Annotated in this window: 23 protein-coding genes; 9 read left to right on the forward strand and 14 right to left on the reverse strand. The window is 33.0% G+C overall.

What is annotated here, in order from left to right:
* Window positions 1-64: 64 nt before the first annotated feature.
* From ACYSNV_RS07450 to purN, 3 genes are all read right to left on the reverse strand, one after another.
* Window positions 65-994, reverse strand: coding sequence for a PfkB family carbohydrate kinase (locus tag ACYSNV_RS07450; protein WP_461761931.1), 930 nt, complete (start codon window positions 992-994; stop codon window positions 65-67).
* A 215-nt stretch (window positions 995-1,209) separates the two neighbouring features.
* Complete coding sequence (gene rnhA / locus ACYSNV_RS07455; RefSeq protein ID WP_461761932.1) at window positions 1,210-1,686, reverse strand: ribonuclease HI; 477 nt, start codon at window positions 1,684-1,686, stop codon at window positions 1,210-1,212.
* The gene (gene purN, locus ACYSNV_RS07460; protein ID WP_461761933.1) at window positions 1,676-2,242 is read right to left on the reverse strand and encodes a phosphoribosylglycinamide formyltransferase; all 567 of its coding nucleotides are present in this window, start codon (window positions 2,240-2,242) and stop codon (window positions 1,676-1,678) included. Before purN ends, rnhA begins: the two co-directional genes overlap by 11 nt.
* Before the next feature lie 196 nt (window positions 2,243-2,438).
* Here purN and ACYSNV_RS07465 point away from each other — a divergent pair, with 196 nt between their 5' ends.
* The 5 genes from ACYSNV_RS07465 to pyk all read left to right on the forward strand — a co-directional run bounded on the left by ACYSNV_RS07465 (window position 2,439) and on the right by pyk (window position 6,907).
* Window positions 2,439-2,675: an acyl carrier protein gene (locus ACYSNV_RS07465; RefSeq protein WP_002988156.1), complete on the forward strand. Its 237-nt coding sequence runs from the start codon at window positions 2,439-2,441 to the stop codon at window positions 2,673-2,675.
* A 195-nt stretch (window positions 2,676-2,870) separates the two neighbouring features.
* Entirely contained in the window at window positions 2,871-4,124 is a 1,254-nt protein-coding gene (gene fabF / locus ACYSNV_RS07470; protein ID WP_461761934.1) for a beta-ketoacyl-ACP synthase II, read from the forward strand.
* A gap of 12 nt (window positions 4,125-4,136) precedes the next feature.
* The gene (rnc, locus tag ACYSNV_RS07475; protein ID WP_461761935.1) at window positions 4,137-4,880 is read left to right on the forward strand and encodes a ribonuclease III; all 744 of its coding nucleotides are present in this window, start codon (window positions 4,137-4,139) and stop codon (window positions 4,878-4,880) included.
* Between the two features lie 103 nt (window positions 4,881-4,983).
* Window positions 4,984-5,472 (forward strand): IPExxxVDY family protein, encoded by a 489-nt coding sequence (locus ACYSNV_RS07480; protein ID WP_461761936.1) that lies wholly within the window; start codon window positions 4,984-4,986, stop codon window positions 5,470-5,472.
* A 4-nt stretch (window positions 5,473-5,476) separates the two neighbouring features.
* Window positions 5,477-6,907: a pyruvate kinase gene (gene pyk / locus ACYSNV_RS07485; RefSeq protein WP_461761937.1), complete on the forward strand. Its 1,431-nt coding sequence runs from the start codon at window positions 5,477-5,479 to the stop codon at window positions 6,905-6,907.
* 311 nt (window positions 6,908-7,218) lie between these two features.
* Here the strand turns inward: pyk and ACYSNV_RS07490 are convergent, their stop codons facing one another.
* The 7 genes from ACYSNV_RS07490 to dinB all read right to left on the reverse strand — a co-directional run bounded on the left by ACYSNV_RS07490 (window position 7,219) and on the right by dinB (window position 15,062).
* Window positions 7,219-7,872 carry an HD domain-containing protein gene (locus ACYSNV_RS07490; protein ID WP_461761938.1) on the reverse strand — a complete coding sequence of 218 codons (654 nt, stop codon included), beginning with the start codon at window positions 7,870-7,872 and terminating at the stop codon, window positions 7,219-7,221.
* 12 nt (window positions 7,873-7,884) lie between these two features.
* On the reverse strand, window positions 7,885-8,883 hold the full coding sequence (locus ACYSNV_RS07495; protein WP_461761939.1) for an acyl-ACP desaturase: 999 nt from the start codon (window positions 8,881-8,883) through the stop codon (window positions 7,885-7,887).
* A 66-nt stretch (window positions 8,884-8,949) separates the two neighbouring features.
* Window positions 8,950-9,681 carry a lysophospholipid acyltransferase family protein gene (locus tag ACYSNV_RS07500; RefSeq protein ID WP_461761940.1) on the reverse strand — a complete coding sequence of 244 codons (732 nt, stop codon included), beginning with the start codon at window positions 9,679-9,681 and terminating at the stop codon, window positions 8,950-8,952.
* A gap of 68 nt (window positions 9,682-9,749) precedes the next feature.
* On the reverse strand, window positions 9,750-10,160 hold the full coding sequence (locus ACYSNV_RS07505) for a BrxA/BrxB family bacilliredoxin (RefSeq protein WP_461761941.1): 411 nt from the start codon (window positions 10,158-10,160) through the stop codon (window positions 9,750-9,752).
* A 237-nt stretch (window positions 10,161-10,397) separates the two neighbouring features.
* On the reverse strand, window positions 10,398-12,812 hold the full coding sequence (locus ACYSNV_RS07510) for a TonB-dependent siderophore receptor (RefSeq protein ID WP_461761942.1): 2,415 nt from the start codon (window positions 12,810-12,812) through the stop codon (window positions 10,398-10,400).
* A gap of 268 nt (window positions 12,813-13,080) precedes the next feature.
* On the reverse strand, window positions 13,081-13,980 hold the full coding sequence (locus ACYSNV_RS07515; RefSeq protein ID WP_461761943.1) for a S66 peptidase family protein: 900 nt from the start codon (window positions 13,978-13,980) through the stop codon (window positions 13,081-13,083).
* A gap of 5 nt (window positions 13,981-13,985) precedes the next feature.
* Window positions 13,986-15,062, reverse strand: coding sequence for a DNA polymerase IV (gene dinB / locus ACYSNV_RS07520; RefSeq protein ID WP_461761944.1), 1,077 nt, complete (start codon window positions 15,060-15,062; stop codon window positions 13,986-13,988).
* A 199-nt stretch (window positions 15,063-15,261) separates the two neighbouring features.
* Between dinB and ACYSNV_RS07525 the strand changes: the two genes are divergently transcribed.
* Complete coding sequence (locus tag ACYSNV_RS07525; RefSeq protein ID WP_461761945.1) at window positions 15,262-17,112, forward strand: cation:proton antiporter domain-containing protein; 1,851 nt, start codon at window positions 15,262-15,264, stop codon at window positions 17,110-17,112.
* A 237-nt stretch (window positions 17,113-17,349) separates the two neighbouring features.
* Here the strand turns inward: ACYSNV_RS07525 and ACYSNV_RS07530 are convergent, their stop codons facing one another.
* Window positions 17,350-19,452, reverse strand: coding sequence for a recombinase (locus tag ACYSNV_RS07530; protein WP_461761965.1), 2,103 nt, complete (start codon window positions 19,450-19,452; stop codon window positions 17,350-17,352).
* A 98-nt stretch (window positions 19,453-19,550) separates the two neighbouring features.
* On the opposite strand from ACYSNV_RS07530, the gene ACYSNV_RS07535 reads away from it, so the two are divergent.
* Window positions 19,551-20,021: a CYTH domain-containing protein gene (locus ACYSNV_RS07535; protein WP_461761946.1), complete on the forward strand. Its 471-nt coding sequence runs from the start codon at window positions 19,551-19,553 to the stop codon at window positions 20,019-20,021.
* Here the strand turns inward: ACYSNV_RS07535 and ACYSNV_RS07540 are convergent.
* The 3 genes from ACYSNV_RS07540 to ACYSNV_RS07550 all read right to left on the reverse strand — a co-directional run bounded on the left by ACYSNV_RS07540 (window position 20,008) and on the right by ACYSNV_RS07550 (window position 21,400).
* Window positions 20,008-20,352 carry a septal ring lytic transglycosylase RlpA family protein gene (locus tag ACYSNV_RS07540; protein WP_461761966.1) on the reverse strand — a complete coding sequence of 115 codons (345 nt, stop codon included), beginning with the start codon at window positions 20,350-20,352 and terminating at the stop codon, window positions 20,008-20,010. The two genes, ACYSNV_RS07535 and ACYSNV_RS07540, sit on opposite strands and share 14 nt — an antisense overlap.
* A 34-nt stretch (window positions 20,353-20,386) precedes the next feature.
* Window positions 20,387-20,854, reverse strand: a complete 468-nt coding sequence (locus tag ACYSNV_RS07545) for a septal ring lytic transglycosylase RlpA family protein (RefSeq protein ID WP_461761947.1) — start codon at window positions 20,852-20,854, stop codon at window positions 20,387-20,389.
* 93 nt (window positions 20,855-20,947) lie between these two features.
* Complete coding sequence (locus ACYSNV_RS07550) at window positions 20,948-21,400, reverse strand: hypothetical protein (RefSeq protein WP_461761948.1); 453 nt, start codon at window positions 21,398-21,400, stop codon at window positions 20,948-20,950.
* A 422-nt stretch (window positions 21,401-21,822) separates the two neighbouring features.
* On the opposite strand from ACYSNV_RS07550, the gene ACYSNV_RS07555 reads away from it, so the two are divergent.
* Entirely contained in the window at window positions 21,823-22,485 is a 663-nt protein-coding gene (locus ACYSNV_RS07555; RefSeq protein WP_461761949.1) for a metal-dependent transcriptional regulator, read from the forward strand.
* A gap of 75 nt (window positions 22,486-22,560) precedes the next feature.
* Complete coding sequence (locus ACYSNV_RS07560) at window positions 22,561-23,631, forward strand: NADH:flavin oxidoreductase/NADH oxidase (RefSeq protein ID WP_461761950.1); 1,071 nt, start codon at window positions 22,561-22,563, stop codon at window positions 23,629-23,631.
* Window positions 23,632-23,652: the final 21 nt, after the last annotated feature.

A 23,652-nucleotide genomic window follows, 5' to 3' on the forward strand; every position in this document is an offset into this window, starting at 1 on the left:
TGTGTGTGTGTGTTTAGAGTTTACTTTATGACTAAAAAAAGCCCCATAGAGAGGCTTAAATATATTATTTCGCTAATTCTATATCGAATTGCGTTAATGTTTTGAATTCTTGTAATCTATCTTGTACGTCCTTTAAATGTAAGTTAACCATGCGCTGGGTTCCAAATTTCTCTACGCAAAAAGATGCTAAGTTAGACCCATAGATTATAGCATTTTTCATGTTGTTAAACGATACATTGCTACTTTGGGTCAAATATCCAGTGAATCCGCCTGCGAAAGTATCTCCAGCTCCAGTAGGATCAAACACTTCTTTTAAAGGCAGAGCGGGAGCAAAAAACACATCCTTTCCAGAAAAAAGTAAAGCACCGTGCTCTCCTTTTTTTATTACAACGTAACTTGGCCCCATTTGCTGAATAATTTCAGCGGCTTTAACCAAAGAGTATTCTCCCGATAATTGTCTAGCTTCCTCATCGTTGATTGTTATAACATCAACTCTTTTTAAAACTTCCTTTAATTCACTTAAAGCGCAATTCATCCAAAAGTTCATTGTGTCTAGAACAACTAACTTAGGCTTTTCTGTAAGTTGATCTAACACACTTTTTTGTGTATTAGGATGTAAATTTCCAAGCATAACTACATCAGCTGCTTTGAATTCATTTGGAACAACTGGATTGAAATTCTCCAATACATTTAATTTAGTTTCCAATGTATCACGCGAGTTTAAATCATTGTGGTATCTTCCGCTCCAAAAAAACGTTTCTCCACCTGGTACCACTTCAATTCCCGTTGTATCAATATTTCTACTTTTTAGTAGTTCTAAGTACTCTTTAGGAAAATCGTCACCCACAATAGAAACGATACAAGACTGCACCTTAAAATAAGAAGCAGCCAAACCTATAAAAGTTGCTGCGCCTCCTAAAATTTTATCCGTCTTCCCAAATGGAGTTTCTATAGCATCAAATGCCACCGTACCCACAATCAGTAATTTGTTCATATTTTTTGCTAAGAAATAAAGATGCAAATATAGTGCAATAGTTTTTTGGCTACAAAATTTAATAGTTATAAATAATTACTAATATAAATAAATAGCATCACTTTACTACATATAAAAGAGCATTTACTTTCTGAAAACTACAGCATTTAGCCTGTTAAGTTTACTTTACTAGCTTGTCTTTTTCAATTAAAAAAACTACATCTAATTAAACTATATTAATTATTTTGTTCATAAAATTCATCAATTAAAAGGCTTTTGCTTAATGCTGCTTGCACAGCTAACTGGTCACAACGCTCATTCATTGGATGATCATTGTGTCCCTTAACCCATTGAAAACTTACTTTATGCTGTCTGTAAACTCTAAGAAACCTTTGCCATAAATCGGGATTTTTACGATCTTTAAAACCTTTAGTTTCCCAGGAAAAAACCCAACGTTTTTCCACAGCATCTACTACATATTTAGAATCTGAGACCACTAAAACAGAAGTTCCGATTTTCTTTAGCTTTTCTAATCCTACAATAACAGCTAAGAGTTCCATACGATTATTTGTAGTACATCTAAATCCTTGAGAAAGTTCCTTAAATACTGGATGCCCTACCCACTCTAAAATTAACCCATACCCTCCTGGACCAGGATTTCCACGAGAAGAACCATCCGTATACAGTATAACTTGATACTTATTATTGTCCATACAATAAGTTCTTTATTATCTGCGGAAAGTAAGTATACTCTAAAGTCTGAACGGCCTTAGCTATTTCTTGCCATGTTTGGCAATTCTCGATATTAACAGCCGTTTGAAAAATAACTGCTCCTTGGTCATAATTTTCATTTACGTAATGAATCGTAATCCCACTTTGTTTTTCCTTATTTTGCAAAACCGCCTGGTGGACATATTCTCCATACATTCCCTTACCACCATAATTAGGTAAAAGTGCCGGATGAATATTAATCACTTTATTAGGATAATCTTGAACTAGTTCCGGCGGAAATTTCCATAAAAATCCTGCCAAAACGATTAAATCCGGATTAAACTCTTTGAGTTTATCGGCAACCAAACCGTCATTTAACATTTTTCTATCAAAAATCATTACCGGCAAGTTTCTTTTTTCGGCTTTTTCTATTACCTTAGCATTGGGATTATTAACAAAAACTAGATATTGGTTATTTAAAGATTTGTCTTCAAAGTACCTCACTATATTATCTACATTAGTTCCTGATCCTGAGGCGAATAAAGCAATATTTTTCATATTTTAATGGTTTTATTTTTTTTTAAAACACTCATAGTGAGTACAAAAAAAAGAATAATATGTGACATTAAATAGAAAAATAGTGAGAAGTATTAATTATTTTCATAATTTCGCACCGACAATTAACATGAAAAATCAGGTTTTAAAATAAAGTTTTTTATTTTTGCCTACAAATTTAAATTTAAAATTAAAGATTATGTCAGACATTGCATCAAGAGTTAAAGCGATTATCGTTGACAAATTAGGTGTTGACGAGAACGAAGTTGTAGCAGAAGCAAGCTTCACTAATGATTTAGGAGCTGATTCACTAGATACTGTTGAGCTTATCATGGAGTTCGAAAAAGAATTTGATATTCAAATTCCAGACGACCAAGCTGAAAATATCGCTACAGTTGGACAAGCTATCTCTTATATCGAAGAAGCTAAGAAATAATAACTGATTCCCACGTGTTCAGAGAATTCTAAACACGTGGGCGTTATTATTTTGCTGTATTATAATTTTTAAGAAAAAAAGGACAGATTGGAAACAATCTACGAGATACATCAAATAAACTACCCAATGTTTCCTTTTTGATAAGTGAAGATTGGGTATTTTTTTTTATAATATAAACCAAAAAAATTAAGTTTTATGAAATTAAAGCGAGTTGTTGTAACAGGTTTAGGTGCACTTACTCCTATTGGAAATAATATCCAAGAATATTGGAATAACCTAATTAATGGAGTAAGCGGAGCAGCACCCATTACATATTTTGACGCTACCAATTTCAAAACACAATTTGCGTGCGAATTAAAAGACTTTAAAGTTGAAGACTTTATCGAGAGAAAAGAAGCACGCAAGATGGATCGCTATGCGCAATATGCCATGGTAAGTGCAGCAGAGGCTATTACAAATTCAGGTTTAGATCTGGATACAATAGATAAAGATAGAGCAGGTGTAATCTGGGGTTCAGGAATTGGAGGATTAGAAACTTTCCAAAATGAGGTGACTAATTTTGTAAATGGAAATGGAACTCCAAAATTTAATCCTTTTTTCATCCCTAAGATGATTGCAGATATTGCAGGTGGGCATATTTCAATGAAATATGGTCTTAGAGGGCCAAACTTCACAACAGTTTCAGCCTGTGCCTCTTCTACTAATGCAATTATTGATGCTTTTAATTACATCCGCTTAGGAATGGCAGATATAATTGTTACAGGTGGTTCAGAAGCTGCAGTTACAATTGCTGGAATTGGAGGTTTTAATGCCATGCATGCATTATCAACGAGAAATGACGATCCAAAAACAGCTTCACGTCCTATGGATAAAGATCGTGATGGTTTTGTGTTAGGAGAAGGAGCTGGAGCATTAGTATTGGAAGAATATGAACATGCAGTTGCACGTGGAGCCAAAATTTACTGTGAAATCGGTGGTGGAGGAATGTCAGCCGATGCTCACCACTTAACAGCACCTCATCCAGAAGGCTTAGGAGCAACCAATGTGATGCTAAACTGTCTAAGAGATGCTGGCTTAGCCCCAACAGATGTAGATGTATTGAATCTTCATGGAACATCTACTCCTTTAGGAGACATTGCTGAATCTAAGGCCATACTAAAAGTTTTTGGAGATCATGCATATAGCATGAATTTAAACTCTACAAAATCAATGACAGGACACCTATTAGGTGCAGCAGGAGTAATTGAAGCTATCTCTGTGATTTTATCTATTGAGCATGGTATGGTTCCTCCTACTATTAATCACTTTACGGATGATGAAAATATAGATCCTAAACTGAATTTCACTTTTAACAAAGCTCAAAAAAGAGACATTAAAGTTGGAATGAGTAATACGTTTGGTTTTGGAGGTCACAATGCATGTGTATTAGTTAAAAAACTGGAAAAATAATTCATCATCATGATGAGCAAGTTTCTAAATAAGATATTTAATAATTCCCGTTCTACTAATAAGGACGGGAATTTTTGTCGTAAAATAGCTAAGATTATAGGAGTAACCCCTGTGGATTCCTCTATTTACCGCCTAGCTTTTACTCATAGATCGATGAATCTAACCGATCAAAATGGAAATCCGATTAACTATGAGCGACTGGAGTTCCTAGGAGATGCGATGCTAGGTTCTATAATAGCTTCGTACTTGTATCTTCAAGTATCAAATGGAGACGAAGGTTACCTTACAAAGATGCGATCAAAAATTGTATCAAGAGAAAACTTAAACGACCTTGGTAAAAGCTTAGACTTGATAAGCAATGTAGAGAGCAAAATGGGCAATCAACAATTTGGAGAGAACATTCATGGTAATTTACTAGAGGCCTTAATAGGAGCCATTTATTTAGACCGTGGTTACCCTGCGTGTGAGAAGTTCATACATGATAAACTTTTATCCAAAGTAGCAGATATTGAAAAATTAGAAACAAAAATTACTAGTTATAAAAGTCTTTTAATAGAATGGTGTCAAAAGACTAAAAACACTTTTAAATTTGATACCTTTGAAGAAAATACTGCGGAGGAGTTAAAATACTTTGGAGTAAAACTATCTATTAATGATAAAGTTATTGCAAAGGCAAGAGCTACATCTAAAAAGAAAGCCGAAGAAAAGGCAGCTCAAAGGGCTTATTTCGCTTTACAAGAAAAAATAGAGAAATAATGAGGTTTTTTTTATTTTTTTAACATATAGATAATACCTTATTTCCCTTAAATCCTTCTTTTAATTTTAAAAATCGTATATTTGTATTTAACGCAGAACTCATATGGGGGTAGTAAAATATAAGTTAGACGAATTTGATACAGATGACTATAAATTAATCGCCATTCATTCCTCACGAAAAGAGGATTATAAAGTTGTCTATAGTATAAATACTATCTTAAATTTTTCCCTACAAAGACTCCCTAATGATATTGTGTTGACTACTGAGGAAGGCATCGCAAGATTTTCCTATTTTGAGTATGAAGACTTAGATCATCATATCCTTTGGAAGGTTGTTGCCAATAAGGCTTTTATACAACCTGATACCGATATAATATCACCTCTTTTCACAGGAAAAAATCACGCCATAACCAAACAAGGATATTTAGTTCCCGAATTAAAAAATGTGGACTACTTAATCAAGATTGAAGATGCCGATGACTATTTTGACATTTCTACTATTATAGAAAAGCTCAATACAATTAAAATCATCTCTACCGCCTATGAAATGAGGCAAGAGACAATTAAAAACAAAAAAAACCTAATTTTTTAAAAATATGGTAGCACAAAAGAAAACTAAAATCGTAGCAACTTTAGGACCTGCTTCTAGCACAAAAGAAGTGTTGCATGATATGATCAAAGCAGGTGTAAACGTTTTTAGAATTAACTTCTCTCATGCAGATTATCAAGATGTAAAAGAGAAAATTAATATAATCCGTGAGCTGAATCAAGAGTATGGCTATACTACTTCCATTTTAGGAGATTTACAAGGCCCTAAACTAAGAGTTGGTAACATGGCTGAAGATGTTATAGTTAGCCCTGGAGATGAAATCGAATTCTTAACAACACAAGAGTTTAAAGGGGATGCTAAAAAGGTATATATGAACTACCAAAAGTTCCCTCAAGATGTAAATCCTGGAGAGCGCATTCTTTTAGACGATGGAAAGCTAATTTTCGAAGTAATTGAAACAAATAAAAAAGATAAAGTAAAAGCCAGAGTCATTCAAGGTGGTCCTTTAAAATCAAAAAAAGGAGTTAACTTACCTATGACAAAGGTTTCTTTGCCAGCCCTTACGGAAAAGGATATTAAAGATGCGATCTTTGCCATTAAATCTCAAGTGGATTGGCTTGCTTTATCCTTTGTAAGAACTCCGGAGGACTTAAAAGATTTACAAGATTTAGTAAAGGAACACTCTGACCATAAAATACCTATCATTGCAAAAATCGAAAAACCAGAGGCTGTTACAAATATTGAAAAAATAGCAACTAGTTGTGATGGTTTAATGGTTGCTCGTGGTGACCTTGGAGTAGAGATTCCTGCTCAGGAAGTACCTCTTATTCAAAAACAACTAGTTATCACGGCTAAAAATGCAAGAATACCCGTTATCATTGCTACTCAGATGATGGAAACAATGATATCTAGTTTAACTCCAACTAGAGCCGAGGTAAATGACGTTGCAAACTCAGTAATGGATGGTGCAGACGCTGTTATGTTATCAGGTGAAACATCTGTTGGAAGTTACCCAGTACAGGTAATAGAGAAAATGACGCAAATCATTCAAAGTGTTGAGGATTCTCCTATTATTAAAGTTCCGCAAAGTCCACCTACCATTAAGACTAATAGATATATAACTAAAAACATTTGTTACCACGCGGCCTTAATGGCTAATGACATAGAGGCAAAAGCAATTTGTACCCTTACAAATAGTGGTTATACAGCTTTTCAAATATCTGCTTGGAGACCAAATAGTAATATTTTAGTATTCTCTTCAAATAAAAGAATCATTACGCAATTAAATCTACTTTGGGGAGTACAAGCATTCTATTATGATAAATTTGTTAGTACAGATGAAACTATTGAAGATATCAACCATATGGTTTTAGAGAAAGGTTTTGCAGATAAGGGAGATATGGTAATTAATCTTGCAGCAATGCCAATTATTGAAAAAGGTATGGTAAATACACTGCGAATTTCAGAAGTGAAATAAACCGTAAAATAACTATAAGAGAAAAGCCCTATAAATATGTAGACTAACCCCAAAATTGCCTGCTATTTTTGGGGCTTTTTTTTTCTAAAAAATAAAAAATCACCTCTTTTATTTATACAACTCTATGTTTAAGAAGATAAATTCTATAAGATTTAGCTTTCTATAATAAATAAACCTCAAACACGAGCACATAAAAAAACCCCAAAAAGTTAGACACTTATTTGGGGCATTCTAAAGGCTTTCGCCAAACTTTTCTTTATATCCGAGAGCACTAATATACATTTAGATTTTATCCGGCAAATTTTGATTGATTATTTTAAATCCCACTCAAAATAAAACTGGTTTAGAAACTCTTGCATATATAGATTTCTTTGATGAGCTAATTCTTTACCTGTCTTGGTATTCATCAAATCTTTCAATTTAAGCAGTTTTTCGTAAAAATGATTTATAGTAGTTCCTTTATGTTTTTTATATTGTTCTTTTGTCATATTAAACACAGGCTCTTGTTGTGGATCATGAATGGTATTGTTTACAAAGCCACCATAATTAAAAGCTCTGGCTATTCCAATTGCACCGATAGCATCTAAGCGATCAGCATCTTGCACAATATCTAACTCTTTAAATTTATGGGATTGCACAAAATTACCGCCTTTAAAAGATATATTTTCAATGCCTTTTACAACTTTATCAATCACCAGCTCATTTGTGCCCAAGTCTTTTAAAATCTCCTTAGCGATGTTAGGACCAATAGTTTCATCTCCTTGAAAGAATTTACTATCTGCAACATCGTGCAACAAGGCTATTAACTCAACAACAAACAAATCACATTCACCCTCGCGCTTCGCAATATAAATAGCATTATTATATACCCTTTGGATATGAAACCAATCATGACCACTTTCATTAAACTCTAGTCGCTGCTTTACTTGCGACATTACTTGTTTAACTATAAAAACTTTATCCATAAAAACCGATGTCTAAACAATTAAAGCGGGCCTTACCCATTTAAATGTCTGTGGTTCCTTCTCAATAACCATCCTATCTGCAACTCTTTGCATACGTGCAGGTAACTTCATTAAATAATCACGAGCTTTCTCAGCCTCATCCGTTAAATTAGTTAATTCACCTATACGCCATCTCTCAATTAACTTCTCCATGATATCAATATAGTCATGAGCCGTGTACACTCCAATACGTTGAGCTGAATCTGAGAATTTTTCAAAAGCATCTCCCATTTTACCTCCCGATTCTCTAATTAAATTAGCAGGCATAGTAATTTTTCGTCTCATCATGTCTGTAAATGCGAGCATCATTTCACTAGGGTCCACTTTAAAAATACGATCAACAAATTCAGAATACGCATGGTGATGACGCATTTCATCTCCTGCGATCAATCGACATATCTTTGAAAGTTTATGATCTCCATATTGCTTTGCTAATTTAGCAACGCGGTGATGAGAAATATAAGTTGCTAATTCCTGGAAACTAGTAAATATAAAGTTCTTATATGGATCGCGATCAGTTCCTGGATCAAAACCGTCATTTATCAAATGGTGTGTAGTAATTTCTACTTGTTTCATATCAACACGTCCTGATAGGTATAAATACTTATTTAACAGATCTCCGTGTCGATTTTCCTCTCCGGTCCAATGACGAATCCATTTGGCCCATCCATTTCCGCCTTCGCCTTCTTTTTGGTTAACTCCTTCCACATCCATAAGCCAAGACTCATAAGTAGGCAAAGCTTCTTCGGTAATTGTATCTCCAACTAAAGTTACCCAAAAATCATATGGTAACTCCTTTGCATATTCGCGTAATTCTTTAACTTCTTCTATAAAATTTTCATTCTCTGAGTCCGGCAACAAATCTGAAGGTTGCCAAATCTTCTCTACTGGAATAAGATAATTCTCAACAAAATTATCTATATTTTTCTCTAAGAACTGCATTACTTCGAGACGTACATTTTTTATCGACATAATCAATGATTTTCAACCTAAAAAACAAAATTTTGGGTTTAGTTTGTTTGTTTAGATAAATTTATATTAAACTAGTTTAGACTTGATTTGTTCTTGTACTTTATCAAAAACTTCCTCAAAACTATAATCTTTTACTTTAAAGGCCTGATGAACGTAGATAGAAATCGGAGCCCCCATACCTAAGGGAAAATTTCCGTAACGAAACATCTTCCACGAATTATTAATAGTTAACGGAACTATATAAGCTTCAGGTGCAAACTTACAAAGCATTTTTAGACCATTTTCTGAAAAGCGCTTTACTTTACCGTCTCTACTTCTTGTTCCCTCAGGAAATATAACTGCAGATCGATTATTCTTTGAAATATACTGTCCCATAGCTTTAATTTGAGTTAAAGCCTGTTTAGCATCCTTACGGTCAATTAACACCGAACCTCCGTTTCTCAAATTATAAGAAACACTTGGAATACCTGTTCCCAATTCTTTTTTACTAACAAACTTTGGGTGATTCTTGCGGAAAAACCAAATAATCATTGGTATATCAAACATACTTTGATGATTTGCTACAAAAATAATTGGCTTTTCTTTTGGCAAATCTTTTACTCCTGTTACCTTAAATGTCACTCCTAATACCAAGCAACATTTCATTAGGCACCAAACCATGCAATCTACAATTCGTTTATGTCCTGTATATCCAAAAATATTAAAAGATAACCATTGTAATACATGAAACACCAATAGTACTAATAATACTAATAAACTAAATATAATAGAAAACGGAAAAGATATAATTTTCTGCATTATTACTTATTAACTAATAAGCAAATATACACTTAAAAAAAAGACCACCTTATAGGTGGTCTTAATTTTTAACAATATTCTTGGAAGGCATCCTTAAGATTCTCAGTGATAATCTCAGCAGTGTGTCCCTCAATATGATGTCTTTCTAACATATGTACTAATTCTCCATCTTTAAACAAGGCCATACTTGGTGAAGAAGGAGGAAAAGGAAACATGTGTTGACGAGCTGCGTCAACAGCTTCTTTATCTACGCCAGCAAAAACAGTAACAATGTTTGTAGGTTTTTTATCTCCTTTTAAGCTATTAATAGCTCCAGGTCTTGCATTACGAGCTGCACATCCACAAACGGAGTTAACTACAACTAAAGTTGTTCCAGTTTTAGCTAAAGCTTCTTCTACTTGAGCAGCAGAAGTTAATGATTCGAATCCTGCATCAATTAATTCTTGACGCATTGGGTTTACTATTTCTTCTGGATACATAATATTTAATCTAAATTAAGTTACTTAGCAAAGTTACTATTTTTATCCGTGAAAAAAATAGTACAACTATAAAGAAATGTTATACTTTTTTCCCCCACCCATATAAAGGGGCTATAAAACAAGATATTACTGTAGTTATATGAATTCTAATTGTTTATTAAAAAAACAAACGCGATATAAGCTCTTATATCGCGTTTGTCTAACTAATTAAAAATTAACTAACCCACTTCATGAATTTTAAAAACGATAAGTTAATTGAGCAGCAAAATTTCTGGGTGCTGTCTCATTAATATATCCACCTCTATAATAAGATGTATAACCTGTTTTATTAAATATATTATTTGCAAATACTCGCAAAGTTGCATTTTTAAAGCTATAAGCTATCTGTGCATTAACAGTGGTGAAATCTGGCATATCAAATGGCTTTTCTCCTACCATACTTCCATGAGCATCTGGTTTTAAGTTAAACTCATTTACAGGTCGTTTTCCTACAAAGTAGGCACCTGCACCAAATGATAATCCTTTAAGAGCTCCATCATTCAATTTATAATTTACCCAACCGTTTGCAGAGTGCTTAGCCGCATTCATAGGGGCTGATCCATTTTGATAAATAGGACTTCCATCGTATTTAGCATCTAGAAAAGCATATCCCAACATTACTTCCAAGCTATTTGTGATCTTACCATTAATATCTACCTCAACACCTCTTCTTGCTAAATTTCCAGCTTTTTGATAAGTATCAGTTACAGCTGTCCCATTTTCAGTATAAACTTGAGCTAAAACATTTTTATTGGTAGCATCAAAATAAGTTACATTTACAAGTAACTGATCATTTAGCCAACTTGATTTAACTCCAAATTCTACTTGTTGTGTATCCTGTGGGCCAGCAAAACTACCATCCTCTAGTTTATAGTTTGATTGTCTTAAACTAGTAGTAGTTGTATATGAACCAAATAAATTAATATTTTGTGTTGGACTTAAAATCAAACCGAAAATCGGATTCCATCTATCAACAGAAGCATTTTTTGTTGTTACTCCATTTAAACGACTATATCTAACTCCTACTAAAGCCTTAACATATTGACCTAACTCCACGTAATCTTGAGCCATAAACCCATAAGTTGGTGTAGTTGTGGTTGTAGCACCAGTAAAATCAAAATGTAAGTTTGTTGGATCTTCGTTAGAAATTGGACCTAAAACATCAATCGTATCAATTTTTCCATTCTTTCCTAAAACCTGTCCATTATATACAGCATCAAATGCATCAGTAGTTAAAACAGTTTGTCTAAAATCAAACCCTACTTGAAAAGTATGTTTAGCAAATCCTGTTATAATGTCTTTTCCTACTAAATCTACTTGAAAAACAGAATTCTCATCCTTTGACTTATTTTTAGCTATACCACGATTAATCCATTTTAACTCCTCAACTGTAGTTCCGTTACGATTTGCTCTACTAACAGATACTGTACGTGAATCTATTTTACTAATGGAGTTAAATGAAGATACACGAACACTTAACTTACTGTTTAATTCTCTTTGCAAACGTGCTCCATAAGTCATTATTTTAGAATCGTAATAATCTCCTTTAAACCCTAAAAACTTATCATGTGGCATTTTATAAATCTTCTCCTGTGTATCTGGAGCTAAGTTCACAGTTCCTCTATCTGCTACAGCATGACTATCTAAGTAATCAAATTCAGCAGTAAGAGTTGTCTTATCATCAATCTTATAAGTAATAGAAGGATTAACATACACTTTATCACTACCAGTATGAATTCTAAATCCATCATTACGTTCATAGGCACCATTAAAGCGAATAGACACTTTTTCTTTTTTATCTAAAATTTGCTCTACATCTACTGTTGGACGAATTTGACCATAAGAACCCGCTCTAAAACCAATTTCTCTTTTATTTACAAAGTTTGGAGTTTTTGTAATAACATTAATCACTCCCCCTGCACTTCCTAATCCATTTCCAATTCCCTGACCGATAGATGCAGAGCCTTTCAATACCTGAATACTCTCAACACCTTGCATATCAGAAATAGCACTTGCAGTACGGAAGTCTGAATCTAAAGAAACCCCGTTTTTCAATACAGGAGTACCTCTAAATCCACGAATAGTCATACTTTCGTTTACTCCACCATAACTAGCAAACTGTGTAACACCAGCAACATTTCGTGTTGCATCTGTTATACTTAAAGCTCCCTGCTCTTTAATAACTTGATCAGATATAATGGTAATATTTTGAATCTGATCCTGGATTGGCAAAGGAAGTCTAGTTAAGTTTTGTACTTCTTTAATATTCTTATTTGTTTTTCCATAAATGGTAATATCTGATAAAGTATTATTGTCATTTACTAAAACAAAATTAAAAACTTCTTCCTTTTTAGTTACTTGAATAGTTCTAGATGCATTCTTGTAACCAATAAAGCTAACATTTAGCTTGTACTTACCCGGATCTACATTACTTAAAATATACTCTCCCGATTCTTTACTTAAACCTCCTATAGATGTACCCTCTAGCATTACAGAAGCATATGCAATTGGTTTATTATTTTCATCTACTAGTTTACCTTTAATGATAGAGTTTTGTCCTAAAGCAGCTATTACCCAACAAACGCTAAACATAAAAACATTAAATACTTTCATCTCTATTACGTATCTTATTTAGACTAATTTTAAATTCAGGACAAATGTATAATGATTCTAAATAACAACCAAGCTTTATTAAGACTTTTTATAAATAAGCTTTTAGAAATGATAAGCATATATGTTAAGTTATCTATATTATACTTAACATTAACTAATTAGATTATGTTAAAAATAAGTAAAATGAAATTTTATCTTAAATAAGATATATTATAGATAAAAAAAATATTTGTCTTTAAACTTTAAATAAAATGAAAAATCAACAAATTCAGGTCAAATACTCGAGCTCTACACCAGAGTTATGAACATTTAGGGTTACTTGTTCTCCTAATTTTAAAGTCAAATTTTTTGACAAATGTCCACTTGGAAAATCAAAAACTACTGGAAAATCATACTTTTTAACGATAGATAGAATGATTTCTTGTGCATTTTGCCCAAATGGTATTTCATTATCCTTCATTTGGGTCATACCCCCTATAACTAGTCCCTTTAAATTTTTTAACAAGCCATTTCTATCTAAATTATACATCATTCGATCCACGTGATATAAATACTCGTCTAAATCTTCTAAGAATAGTATTTTTCCTGATGTGGACAAAGATGATTTAGACCCTAATAAACTATAAATAATAGATAAATTCCCACCTACTAATTCACCTGTAGATTGTCCTAGAATATTATTGGGATGACAAGCAATACGATAACATAACTTTTGTCCAAATATAGTTTGCTTTAAACTAAGAACCGATTCGGGGTCTGTGCTGGGAACACTAAAGGCCATTATCCCATGAATGCTTTGCATCCCTAAAGTATTAATATGACTATGTAAAACAGTAACATCACTAAAGCCAATAATCCATTTTGGATTTTTCAAAAGTAAATCAAAATCAATCAAGTCAATGATTCGCACAGTTCCATACCCTCCTCTTGCACACCAAATAGCTTTTATTTCAGGATCTGCCAATTGCTTATTAAAATCCGAGGCGCGCTGTATATCAGTTCCTGCTAATTGAAAATTATCCAGATCTATTGTGGATCCCAGTACTGGTTCCAATCCCCAGGAAAGTAATAAATCCACGGCCATCTGGGCATTATCTTTAGAAAATTTTCTAGCCGTACAAACTATAGCGACTTTATCTGCTTTTTGTAAAGTTTTCGGTTTTATCATAAGGTTTAATATAAAAAATCAAATTGTAATTGCACAGCTACTTGCTTGTTCTTCTCTTGTGTATTTAAATTAGACATGGAAAGACCTATTAAGCGAACTGAATCTCTTAATATATCTTGAAATAATAACTCTTTGGCTATATCCATTATAAGCTGGTACTCGCTTATATAGTAAGGTAAGGTTTTACTCCTGGTTTGTTGAATAAAATCGGAATATTTTATCTTTAAAGTTATTGTTTTACCATACAAATTATGCTTATGTAATCTCCAAGATAACTCTTTGACAATGGACTCAAGTTTATCTACTATAAATATCTCAGAACTCAAATTTTGATGAAAAGTCCTTTCTGTCCCTACACTTTTTACCATACGGTTAGCTACCACAGGACTATTATGAATACCACGTACTATATAATAATAATCTTTTCCTGCTTTACCAAAATTCTCTTGTAGGAACTCTAACGACTTACTTTTTAAATCCAGACCAGTAAAAATTCCTAAATGATACATTTTTTGAGCAGTTTTCTTTCCTATCCCAAAAAACCTCTTAACCTCTAAATTCTCCAAAAAGCTCTCCACCTTATCAGGCTCTATTGTATACTGTCCATTAGGTTTATTAAAATCGCTAGCTATTTTAGCTAAAAACTTGTTAACCGATATACCCGCAGATGCAGTTAAATGTAACTCCTGTGCAATTTTTTGGCGTATTTCATTAGCTATTAATGTTGCACTGGGACAATTTACCTTATTGTGGGTTACATCTAAAAAAGCCTCATCCAAAGACAAAGGTTCCACTAAATCTGTATATTGATAAAAAATTTTTCGGATAGACATAGAAATTTCTTTATAACGATCAAAACGAGATTTTACAAAGATAAGATCTGGACATAACCTACGAGCCATTTGTCCACTCATCGCACTTCTAACTCCAAATACTCTTGCTTGGTAGCTAGCAGCAGCCACTACACCTCTTTCCTGTTCACCTCCAACAGCAATTGGCTTGCCCCTTAATTCGGGATAATCTAATTGTTCTACAGAAGCAAAAAAGGCATCCATGTCAATGTGAATAATCTTTCGGTGCATTACAAAAAAAAATTAAAGCAAAATTATTTATAAACAGGTATTAATTAAGTTAATATTTAGTGTAAAAACAGGTAAATACGCCTAACTTTTTTTTAAATTTGTGTCTATTATTTTAATATACAACTATTACTGATAGTTGAACAAATTTCGCATAAACTTATCTAATAGCAACCTAAATTAAACCCAAAATTAAATAAAAATGAACGAATTCTTACTACAAGCCTTTATATTTCTATTAGCTGCTGTAATTTGTGTCCTTATCTCTAAAAAACTTGGTATGGGCTCGGTACTAGGATATTTATTTGCAGGAGTTTTAATAGGTCCTTATGTGTTTAAATTTGTAGGGACAGATGGAGCAGATATAATGAATGCAACCGAATTCGGTGTAGTAATGATGTTATTTTTAGTGGGACTAGAGCTAGACCCAAAAGAATTCTGGAAAATAAAAAACGAAATTATAGGTTTAGGTACAGCTCAAGCAATAGGAACCACAGCCATAGTAACCGCCATAGGTTTTTGGGGATTAAATCTGGCTTTAGGCACAAGCTTAACCTTAGGATTTGTTATTACAATGAGTTCAACAGCCATTATACTTCAAACAATTTCCGAGCGAGGTTTAAATAAATCAAATGCAGGTAAATCCAGTTTTGCAGTGTTACTTTTCCAAGATATTATGGTAATACCTATTATGGCCATAATTCCCTTGCTTGCAGTATCTTCTAAAACCTCTATTGAAACTCATACTGGAGCTAGTTATTTAGATGGAGCACCTGTATTTATGAAGACTCTTGCTATTTTAGGTGCTATTACCGTTATTTATCTTGTAGGTAATTATATTGTAAACCCCTTGTTTAAATCCGTAGGGAGACTAAAAATAAGAGAAATCTATACCGCATCTGCATTATTACTGGTAATTGGGGTGTCCATCTTAATGCAACTTGTAGGGTTAAGCCCTGCCTTAGGTGCTTTTTTAAGTGGAGTAGTTCTAGCTAATAATCCTTACAAACACCAATTAGAAAGTGATATAGAACCTTTTAAAGCTCTTTTATTAGGAATTTTCTTTATCGCCGTTGGTTCTACAATTAACTTTGATATTATAATCAACCAACCTTTAATGATCTTCAGCCTTTTAATTGGCTCCATGTTAATTAAAGCCGTGGTATTGTTGATAATCGCGAAGGTTTGGAAGTTTCCAAAAGATCAATCTTTTTTATTTGCAATTTTACTTTCCCAAATTGGCGAATTCGCTTTTGTAATCTTAGCTCTTGGTAAAACTATTAATCTAATTAATCAACAATGGTATGATTACATGCTAGCAACAACTGCCCTATCAATGGTTGTAACACCAGTTTTACTTCTCTTAAATGAGAAATGGATAGCTCCCTACCTTGGCCTTGTTCCCAATCCTGCCCAAAGTGCTCCATATGACGATTTAACTCATATTAATGCAGATAAAAAGATAGTTATTGCAGGTTTTGGAGATTTCGGTATTACTATAGGCCGCTTATTACAAGCCAACAATATTCCAACTTTAGTTTTAGATAACGATTCACAAAGAGTTGAACATCTTCGTAAATTAGGTTTTAACGTTTATTATGGAGATGCTACATCAATTAATCTTTTAAAATCGGTAGGAGTCGAGAATGCCGATTATGTTATCGCTGCCATGGATCCACCAGAGGCAAATAATCATTTGGTAGAAATACTAACTAAAAACTTCCCTAATGTCGAGGTTATAATTCGTGCAAAAAACAGAAAGAATGCCTATGAATATCTACGCGAAGGCTTAAACGAAGTTTATAGGGAGTCCTTTTTTACAGCCGTACATGTGGGAACTGTAATGTTAGAAAAATTAGGCTTCAGTCATCAAGAAGCCCTAGAGCAGAGTGAGCTATTTATTCAAAGTGATAGGGAATCTCTTAGAAAACTTTCAAAAAACTCGCACAGCTTAGAAGATTATATCAATTTATCTCGATTAGAGTTTGAGCGACAAGAAGAACTTCTCAAAAGTAGTTTGAATAATAAACGAAATAAAACCGAGTCAAACTAATGCAAAATAAATCTAATATAACTTACCAGGTGGCTAAATAATAAAAAATTAATCAGGCAGGTTTTTATATTTATCGATAGATCTATTATTTTTAGCTGTAAAGTTAAATTTAGTAATACAACATTTCACAGTTATTTCTTGAATAAAGGCTATGGGTTAACTCATCAAATTTTTTTATAATAACAATGCCCCAAATAAGTACTTACTTATTTGGGGCATTGTTATTAAATTTATTACTTATTTTAATTGCTCTTTCTCACTAGTTTCCACAAAAGGTTTTTCTTTAGTTTTTTTTGCATTCGAACCGTTAGGTTCGTTTACTACACTAGTGGCCGTTGGTAAAAAGAACTCCATTGGAAAACTCTTAAAATATCTCCAAGTGGCCTTGGCAAGTTCTTTGGTTTCCGAAAAAGGAATGTCTCTAGATCTAAATGCTAATAATAATGATAAACTAAAACTTACCATAAAGTTCATAAAACCTATAAGCCAAAGTCCAATAAATGCCCAAACTAACATGGATACTGGCGCATCAAAACCAGACCCGTATAGTCCCAATGCTATATTTCCACTTACAAAGGTAATGTGTCTAATATCAATTCCAAGCCCTAAGAAAGCTCCTAGTACGCCACAACTTCCCATAAATACACCAAACCAAATATTGGACATAATACCAGGCCATTTTCGCTCTACCCAATTAGCGAACTTTTCTGTCCGCGCCTTACCTAAATTTCTCTTTAACCAAGGGTGTTCTTGTATTCTATAATACACCTTATTGTGCTTGTTTCTGTTAGAAATATTTCCCGAGATAATTCCTGATAAAAATAAGAAAACCCCGGCTATACCGGCATGAAATAATGCTCTTGATTCTATTGGGTCAGAATCTATTAACATTTTTTCCCAACCATCATAAACAATATTTATATTAAACGCTTGCTCTATTCCCCAAACAAGTATTAAAGCTATGGGAAAGGCTAATAATACATTACCTATAAATGCAATAAACTGCGAACGAAACAACCTTGCAAATAACTTAGCAAAACTCACGTGTTTCTCTCCACTCTCTAAATGCTGTTTTCTACCAGTTTCAATAGCCTTAATAATAGCGGCTGCGGTCATTGCAGGCTGCTTGGTTGCAAGAGTAAAGCCTAAAAGATAAATTAAACAAAATCCAAAAGCATAGTTTAAGCTGTAAAGCACGGCTTCGCCAAAAGCACTCACGTCGGCTTTATGAGCCAATACTTTAAATATACATAAAAAACCAACTACCACACCTGCGCCCATGGAACCTTTAAACATCTGCCAGTATTCACTAGCCGTATTGGTTATATAGTGCTCTCCGGTTTTTGCAGTATGTTGGGTAATTTCATAGGAGATTAACCCGGTACTCTCTTTAATGAGTCCAGTAACATTATATTTATAGCAATTATATTCTATTAGTTTTCGGGCTAATTCAATGGTATTCTTATCACGATTCTCTTTATTATCGACTTCAACAACTAAAAGTTTCAAAAGAACATCTACTCGTTGCAATTGTTGTCTAAGTCGTAATAAACTTTGATTAACCTTTATAGAAATACCATATTTAGAACTATTTTTAAATGCCTGACTTACAAATTCTAAACATTGTTTATGCAAAACAACAAGTTGCTTATAATTTATATCATCTTTTACCAAACAAGCGAATTTCTTAGCCCGAATACTATGTTCAACATCCATAAATTCGTTTTCAAGTGCCAGAAAAGGGCTTTCCAGATGAGAGTATTCAGGCACCATACGGATAATATAATTTTCCATTGCACGACCACTCATACGTTGGGTAATTAAACCTATACTTGTTAATAACTCACTTAAAGGACAGTCATCCTCTATGGAGCTAAAAACATCATGAAAATTTAGTAAATTAAATAGAGTTAATAATTGGTCCATTGGAATTAAATCTATCCACTGCGCATCGGTTTGTTTATAAAAAACCTGATTCAAGATATACTCCTGGGTATTAATCTCTGGCTGATATGGCAACACTTTAGCCCACAAACGCTTTTTTACTTCATAAAAAAAATCCGAATCTTGTAAAATACCAGCGTCAGAAACCATACGACTGAAGCTACGTCCTGTTAGAAGCTCTTTTAAATAGTTTTCTAATGCTACTCTTTGTACCTTGTGAGCTTGTAAATACACAAGTAAGGAATCAATAGAAACACGCTGTATTTTTTTTATATTTTTAGGCCTAAAAATATGAACCAAGTCTACTAGAAAAGACAAATCATCACTAGCATACACCTTACCATCAATTACATACTTATTAAATAATTCTTCTATTCCTTGAGGTGAACGTAACATATGTTTTAATTTCATAGGAAAAAATCTTGCCTTTTTAATTATTATTTTTAAAAAAATCCCTTATTTTGCCATAAAAATACACTTTTATTCCAAGTATAATGATAGAAATTGAAAGAAAATTTTTAGTAAAAGACATGAGTTTCACTACACAGGCTTATGAGAAAAATCATATTGTCCAAGGGTATTTAAACTCAGACCCGAAAAGAACTGTACGAATTAGGATTAAAAACAAGCAAGGCTTTATCACCGTAAAAGGCCAAAGCAATAGTAGTGGAATGAGTAGATATGAATGGGAAAAGGAAATTGATTTCCAACATGCTCAGCAATTGCTTTTATTATGTGAAGAATTTGTTATAGAGAAAACACGATACTTAATAAAACTGGATCACCATGTTTTTGAGGTTGACATCTTTGAAAACCATAACCAAGGCTTAGTTTTAGCAGAAATAGAATTAACAAGTGAACAGCAAGGTTTTTCAACACCTAGTTGGCTTGGTCAAGAAGTAACAGGGGATAATAGATATTATAACTCTTACCTATCTAAACACCCTTTTTCTACTTGGAAATAACTTTCAATTTTACCTTGATTAACCCCTGTCCTTTATGATCGCTTATTTTCATAAATGCCTTTTTTGAAAGATCGATCTCTCTTCCTTTGATAAATGGTCCGCGATCATTTATACGAACCTTAACCGACTTGTTATTCTGTATATTGGTTACCTTTACAATACTACCGAATGGTAAAGTCTTATGAGCGGCTGTCATTTTAGAATTCTTAAACTTCTGACCACTGGCAGTCTTACGTCCATTGAATTTTTTATGATAATAACTAGCCACAACAATTCCTGAATCAGAAGTTTTAGTTGATTCTAGTGATTTACATCCTTTAGTAAAAAACATCACTAGTATAACCAAAGGATAGAGTAAAACTTTTTTATGTTTCATTCTCAATTACTTTTTCAATCTTAACTCTAACAACACCTTTAGAAATGTGATTTGTCAACTCTAAAAAAGCAGCTTGGGACAAATCTAAACTTCTTCCCTTTGTAAAAGGCCCGCGGTCGTTAATGGTTACAATAACCGTTTTATCATTTTGTAGATTAGTTACACGTATTTTTGTTCCAAAAGGCAAACTTCTATGTGCAGCTGTATAAAGATCATTTTCAAAAACATCACCACTTGCTGTTTTTTTTCCTACGAACCTATGGTGATAATAAGAAGCTTGCACATCGTATTCTACTTCTAAAAAATCAAACAAATCTTGATTTAAACATGGGTCTTGATTAAAATCACTTTTGGCTATATCATTTAATTCTACTTGTTCTAAATTGGTCTGAGCCCAAGTTTTAGAGCATAGTAACACTACAAAAATCACGATAAAGTATTGTAAAATGTTTTTCATTCCAGTAATTTTAGTATAGCAGGGCAATAAATATACCAAAAATAAAAAAGAGCTCAGATTAGTGAGCTCTTTTTTAAATATTTTTATTTTAAACTATGAAAACCACTGGTTCCATGGAATTCTAGATAGTATTAAAATCAACCCTATTGTATAGAAAATCGTAAACTTTTTAAATTTTGCAGAAGAATCTACAGCTTTTTTATGTTTCGACCAACCAACTGTAATCAGTGCAATGGCAATGATATTAATCACTGGGTGTTCTACTAACAATTGACGTAAAGTTGAATCTTTCATAACGGCTCCCATTCCTCCCTCGGCAATAAGTGGAGAAACTGATTGGAAAAAGAAATAGTATAAGATAAGACCTAATAGTAATTGGATATGACAAAAAATCAAAGCAAATAATCCAAATTTTTTATCCTTATCTGTGAACTCTCTCTTTGCTGATAACCCAGCAAAAGCATTAATAATTGCAATTACAAGGAAAATAATCGCTAAATAAGCAACCCCTGAGTGTGCATGTTTGATAATAAGATTGATATTCATGTTGATGTTATTAGTTTAAAAGCAAATATACTTAAAACTATTAGAACTACTAATCTACACTTCTAGAAATACATACTAATTATAAACTTAATAAATTCTAGTATTTTTAATCTCAAAAAAACAGCAATTTATTTACATTCCAAAAAACAGAAAACCTAAAAAAGTTAAATTTCAAGCTTAAAATTAACTTATATCACAAAGATTACTTTTGAAGCTTTTTATGTAAACTGCATTAATCTACTTTACTCAACATAACAATTACTAATCTAGCTGTAAATCAACAATTAAAACAAAAATCACATCAAAAATAGGATTATATTCTCTGAGAAAATTACATGGTAGAGCACTGTATTAACGCCAACTTAATTTAAGAGCATTCTAATTTATTATCGTAACTTTGTTACGATAATAAAAAAATGTCTATGCTAACTTATTCGGAAGAAAACTACCTAAAAACAATTTTTCATCTCTCACAAGGGACGCAGCAGGGTATTTCTACCAATGCTATTGCTAGTAGAATTGAAACTAAAGCTTCATCGGTAACAGATATGATTAAGAAACTTAATGATAAAAAACTAGTTTCTTATCAAAAATATCAAGGAGTGACCTTAACTGAACAAGGTCTTTTAGCCGCAAAGATGATTGTTAGAAAACACCGTCTTTGGGAAGTTTTTCTAGTAGATAAACTTGGATTTGCCTGGGACGAAGTCCATGATGTAGCTGAGGAATTAGAACATATCAAAAGTGAAAAACTGATTGACAAATTAGATTCCTTCCTCGATTTCCCTACTCATGACCCTCATGGAGACCCCATACCTAATGCCCAGGGAAAAATAACTCCCACTGAAAAAAAACTTTTAAGTGATATTACATTAAATCAAAAAGTAGTTTGTGTAGGTGTTAAAGATTCTTCCTCGGATTTTTTACAATATTTAGATAAACAAAAAATAGCTTTAGGTACATCTTTAGAAATTTTAGATATCGAGCCTTTTGACAATTCTTACACTATCCGAATTAATAAAGGCACATTAACTATTTCAAAAAAAACAGCAAGTAATTTATATGTGAAATTTGACACCCCATAAAATACTTAGATAAGTTCTCTTTAATTAATAGACAACTTAAAGTAACTTAAATTCTACAAATTTTTAATTATCACTATGAAAAAACTTCTTTCTTCTTTAAAGCTAAAAAATTTAACCTTACCAAATAAAGTAATTTTATCCCCAATGTGTCAGTACTCGGCTACAGATGGATTTGCTAATGATTGGCACCTTATCCATTTAGGTCAATATGCAATTGGCAGGGCTGGTGCAATTATACAAGAAGCCACAGCCATTACCCCTGAGGGAAGAATTACTTATGCTGATCTAGGAATATGGAGTGATGATCATATTGCAAAATATAAAGAAATTACTTCTTTCATTAAGCAACAAGGCTCTATTCCTGGAATTCAATTGGCACATGCGGGACGCAAAGCGAGTTGTGATAAACCATGGTTTTCAAGAAATCAAATAAGTCCCCAACAATTAAATGGCTGGCAAACCGTAAGTAGTTCCGATATTCCTTTTTTACCTAATGATGTAGCTCCTTTAAAGCTTTCCACTGAGCAAATAAATGAGCTTATTAATGATTTTAAACAAGCCACTATTAGAGCGTTAAAAGCTGGTTATCAAATCATTGAAATACACGCGGCTCATGGGTATTTAATTCACCAATTCTTAAGTCCTTTAATCAATAACAGAACAGATATTTATGGTGGTAGTTTTGAGAATAGGATACGTTTTTTAACTCAAATTATTCAAGAAATAAAGCCACTGCTTTGCCAAGAAAGCTTATGGGTAAGAATTTCAGCTTTAGATTGGGCTAAAGACGGTTGGGATTTAGAACAAAGTATCAGGTTGAGTCAAGTTTTAGAACAATTAGGCGTAGAAGTAATAGATGTTAGTAGCGGAGGAGCTGTTTCTTGGCAAGAAATAAAAAGCTATCCTGGCTATCAAGTACCATTTGCAAAAGCAATAAAAGAAAATACAAAGTTAACCGTAGGAGCAGTCGGCTTAATTACACAGGCCAAACAAGCTCAGGAAATTTTAGATTCAGACCAAGCTGACTTTATACTTCTAGGACGTGAATTCTTGAGAAATCCCCACTTTGTTGCCCAGGCAGCAAAAGAGCTTAATCAACCTGTTACCTGGCCCAAACAATACGCTCGATCTATCGAGACAAAATAATAAAATTACGTTTTTTAAATT

Source organism: Myroides sp. LJL119 (assembly GCF_054871605.1).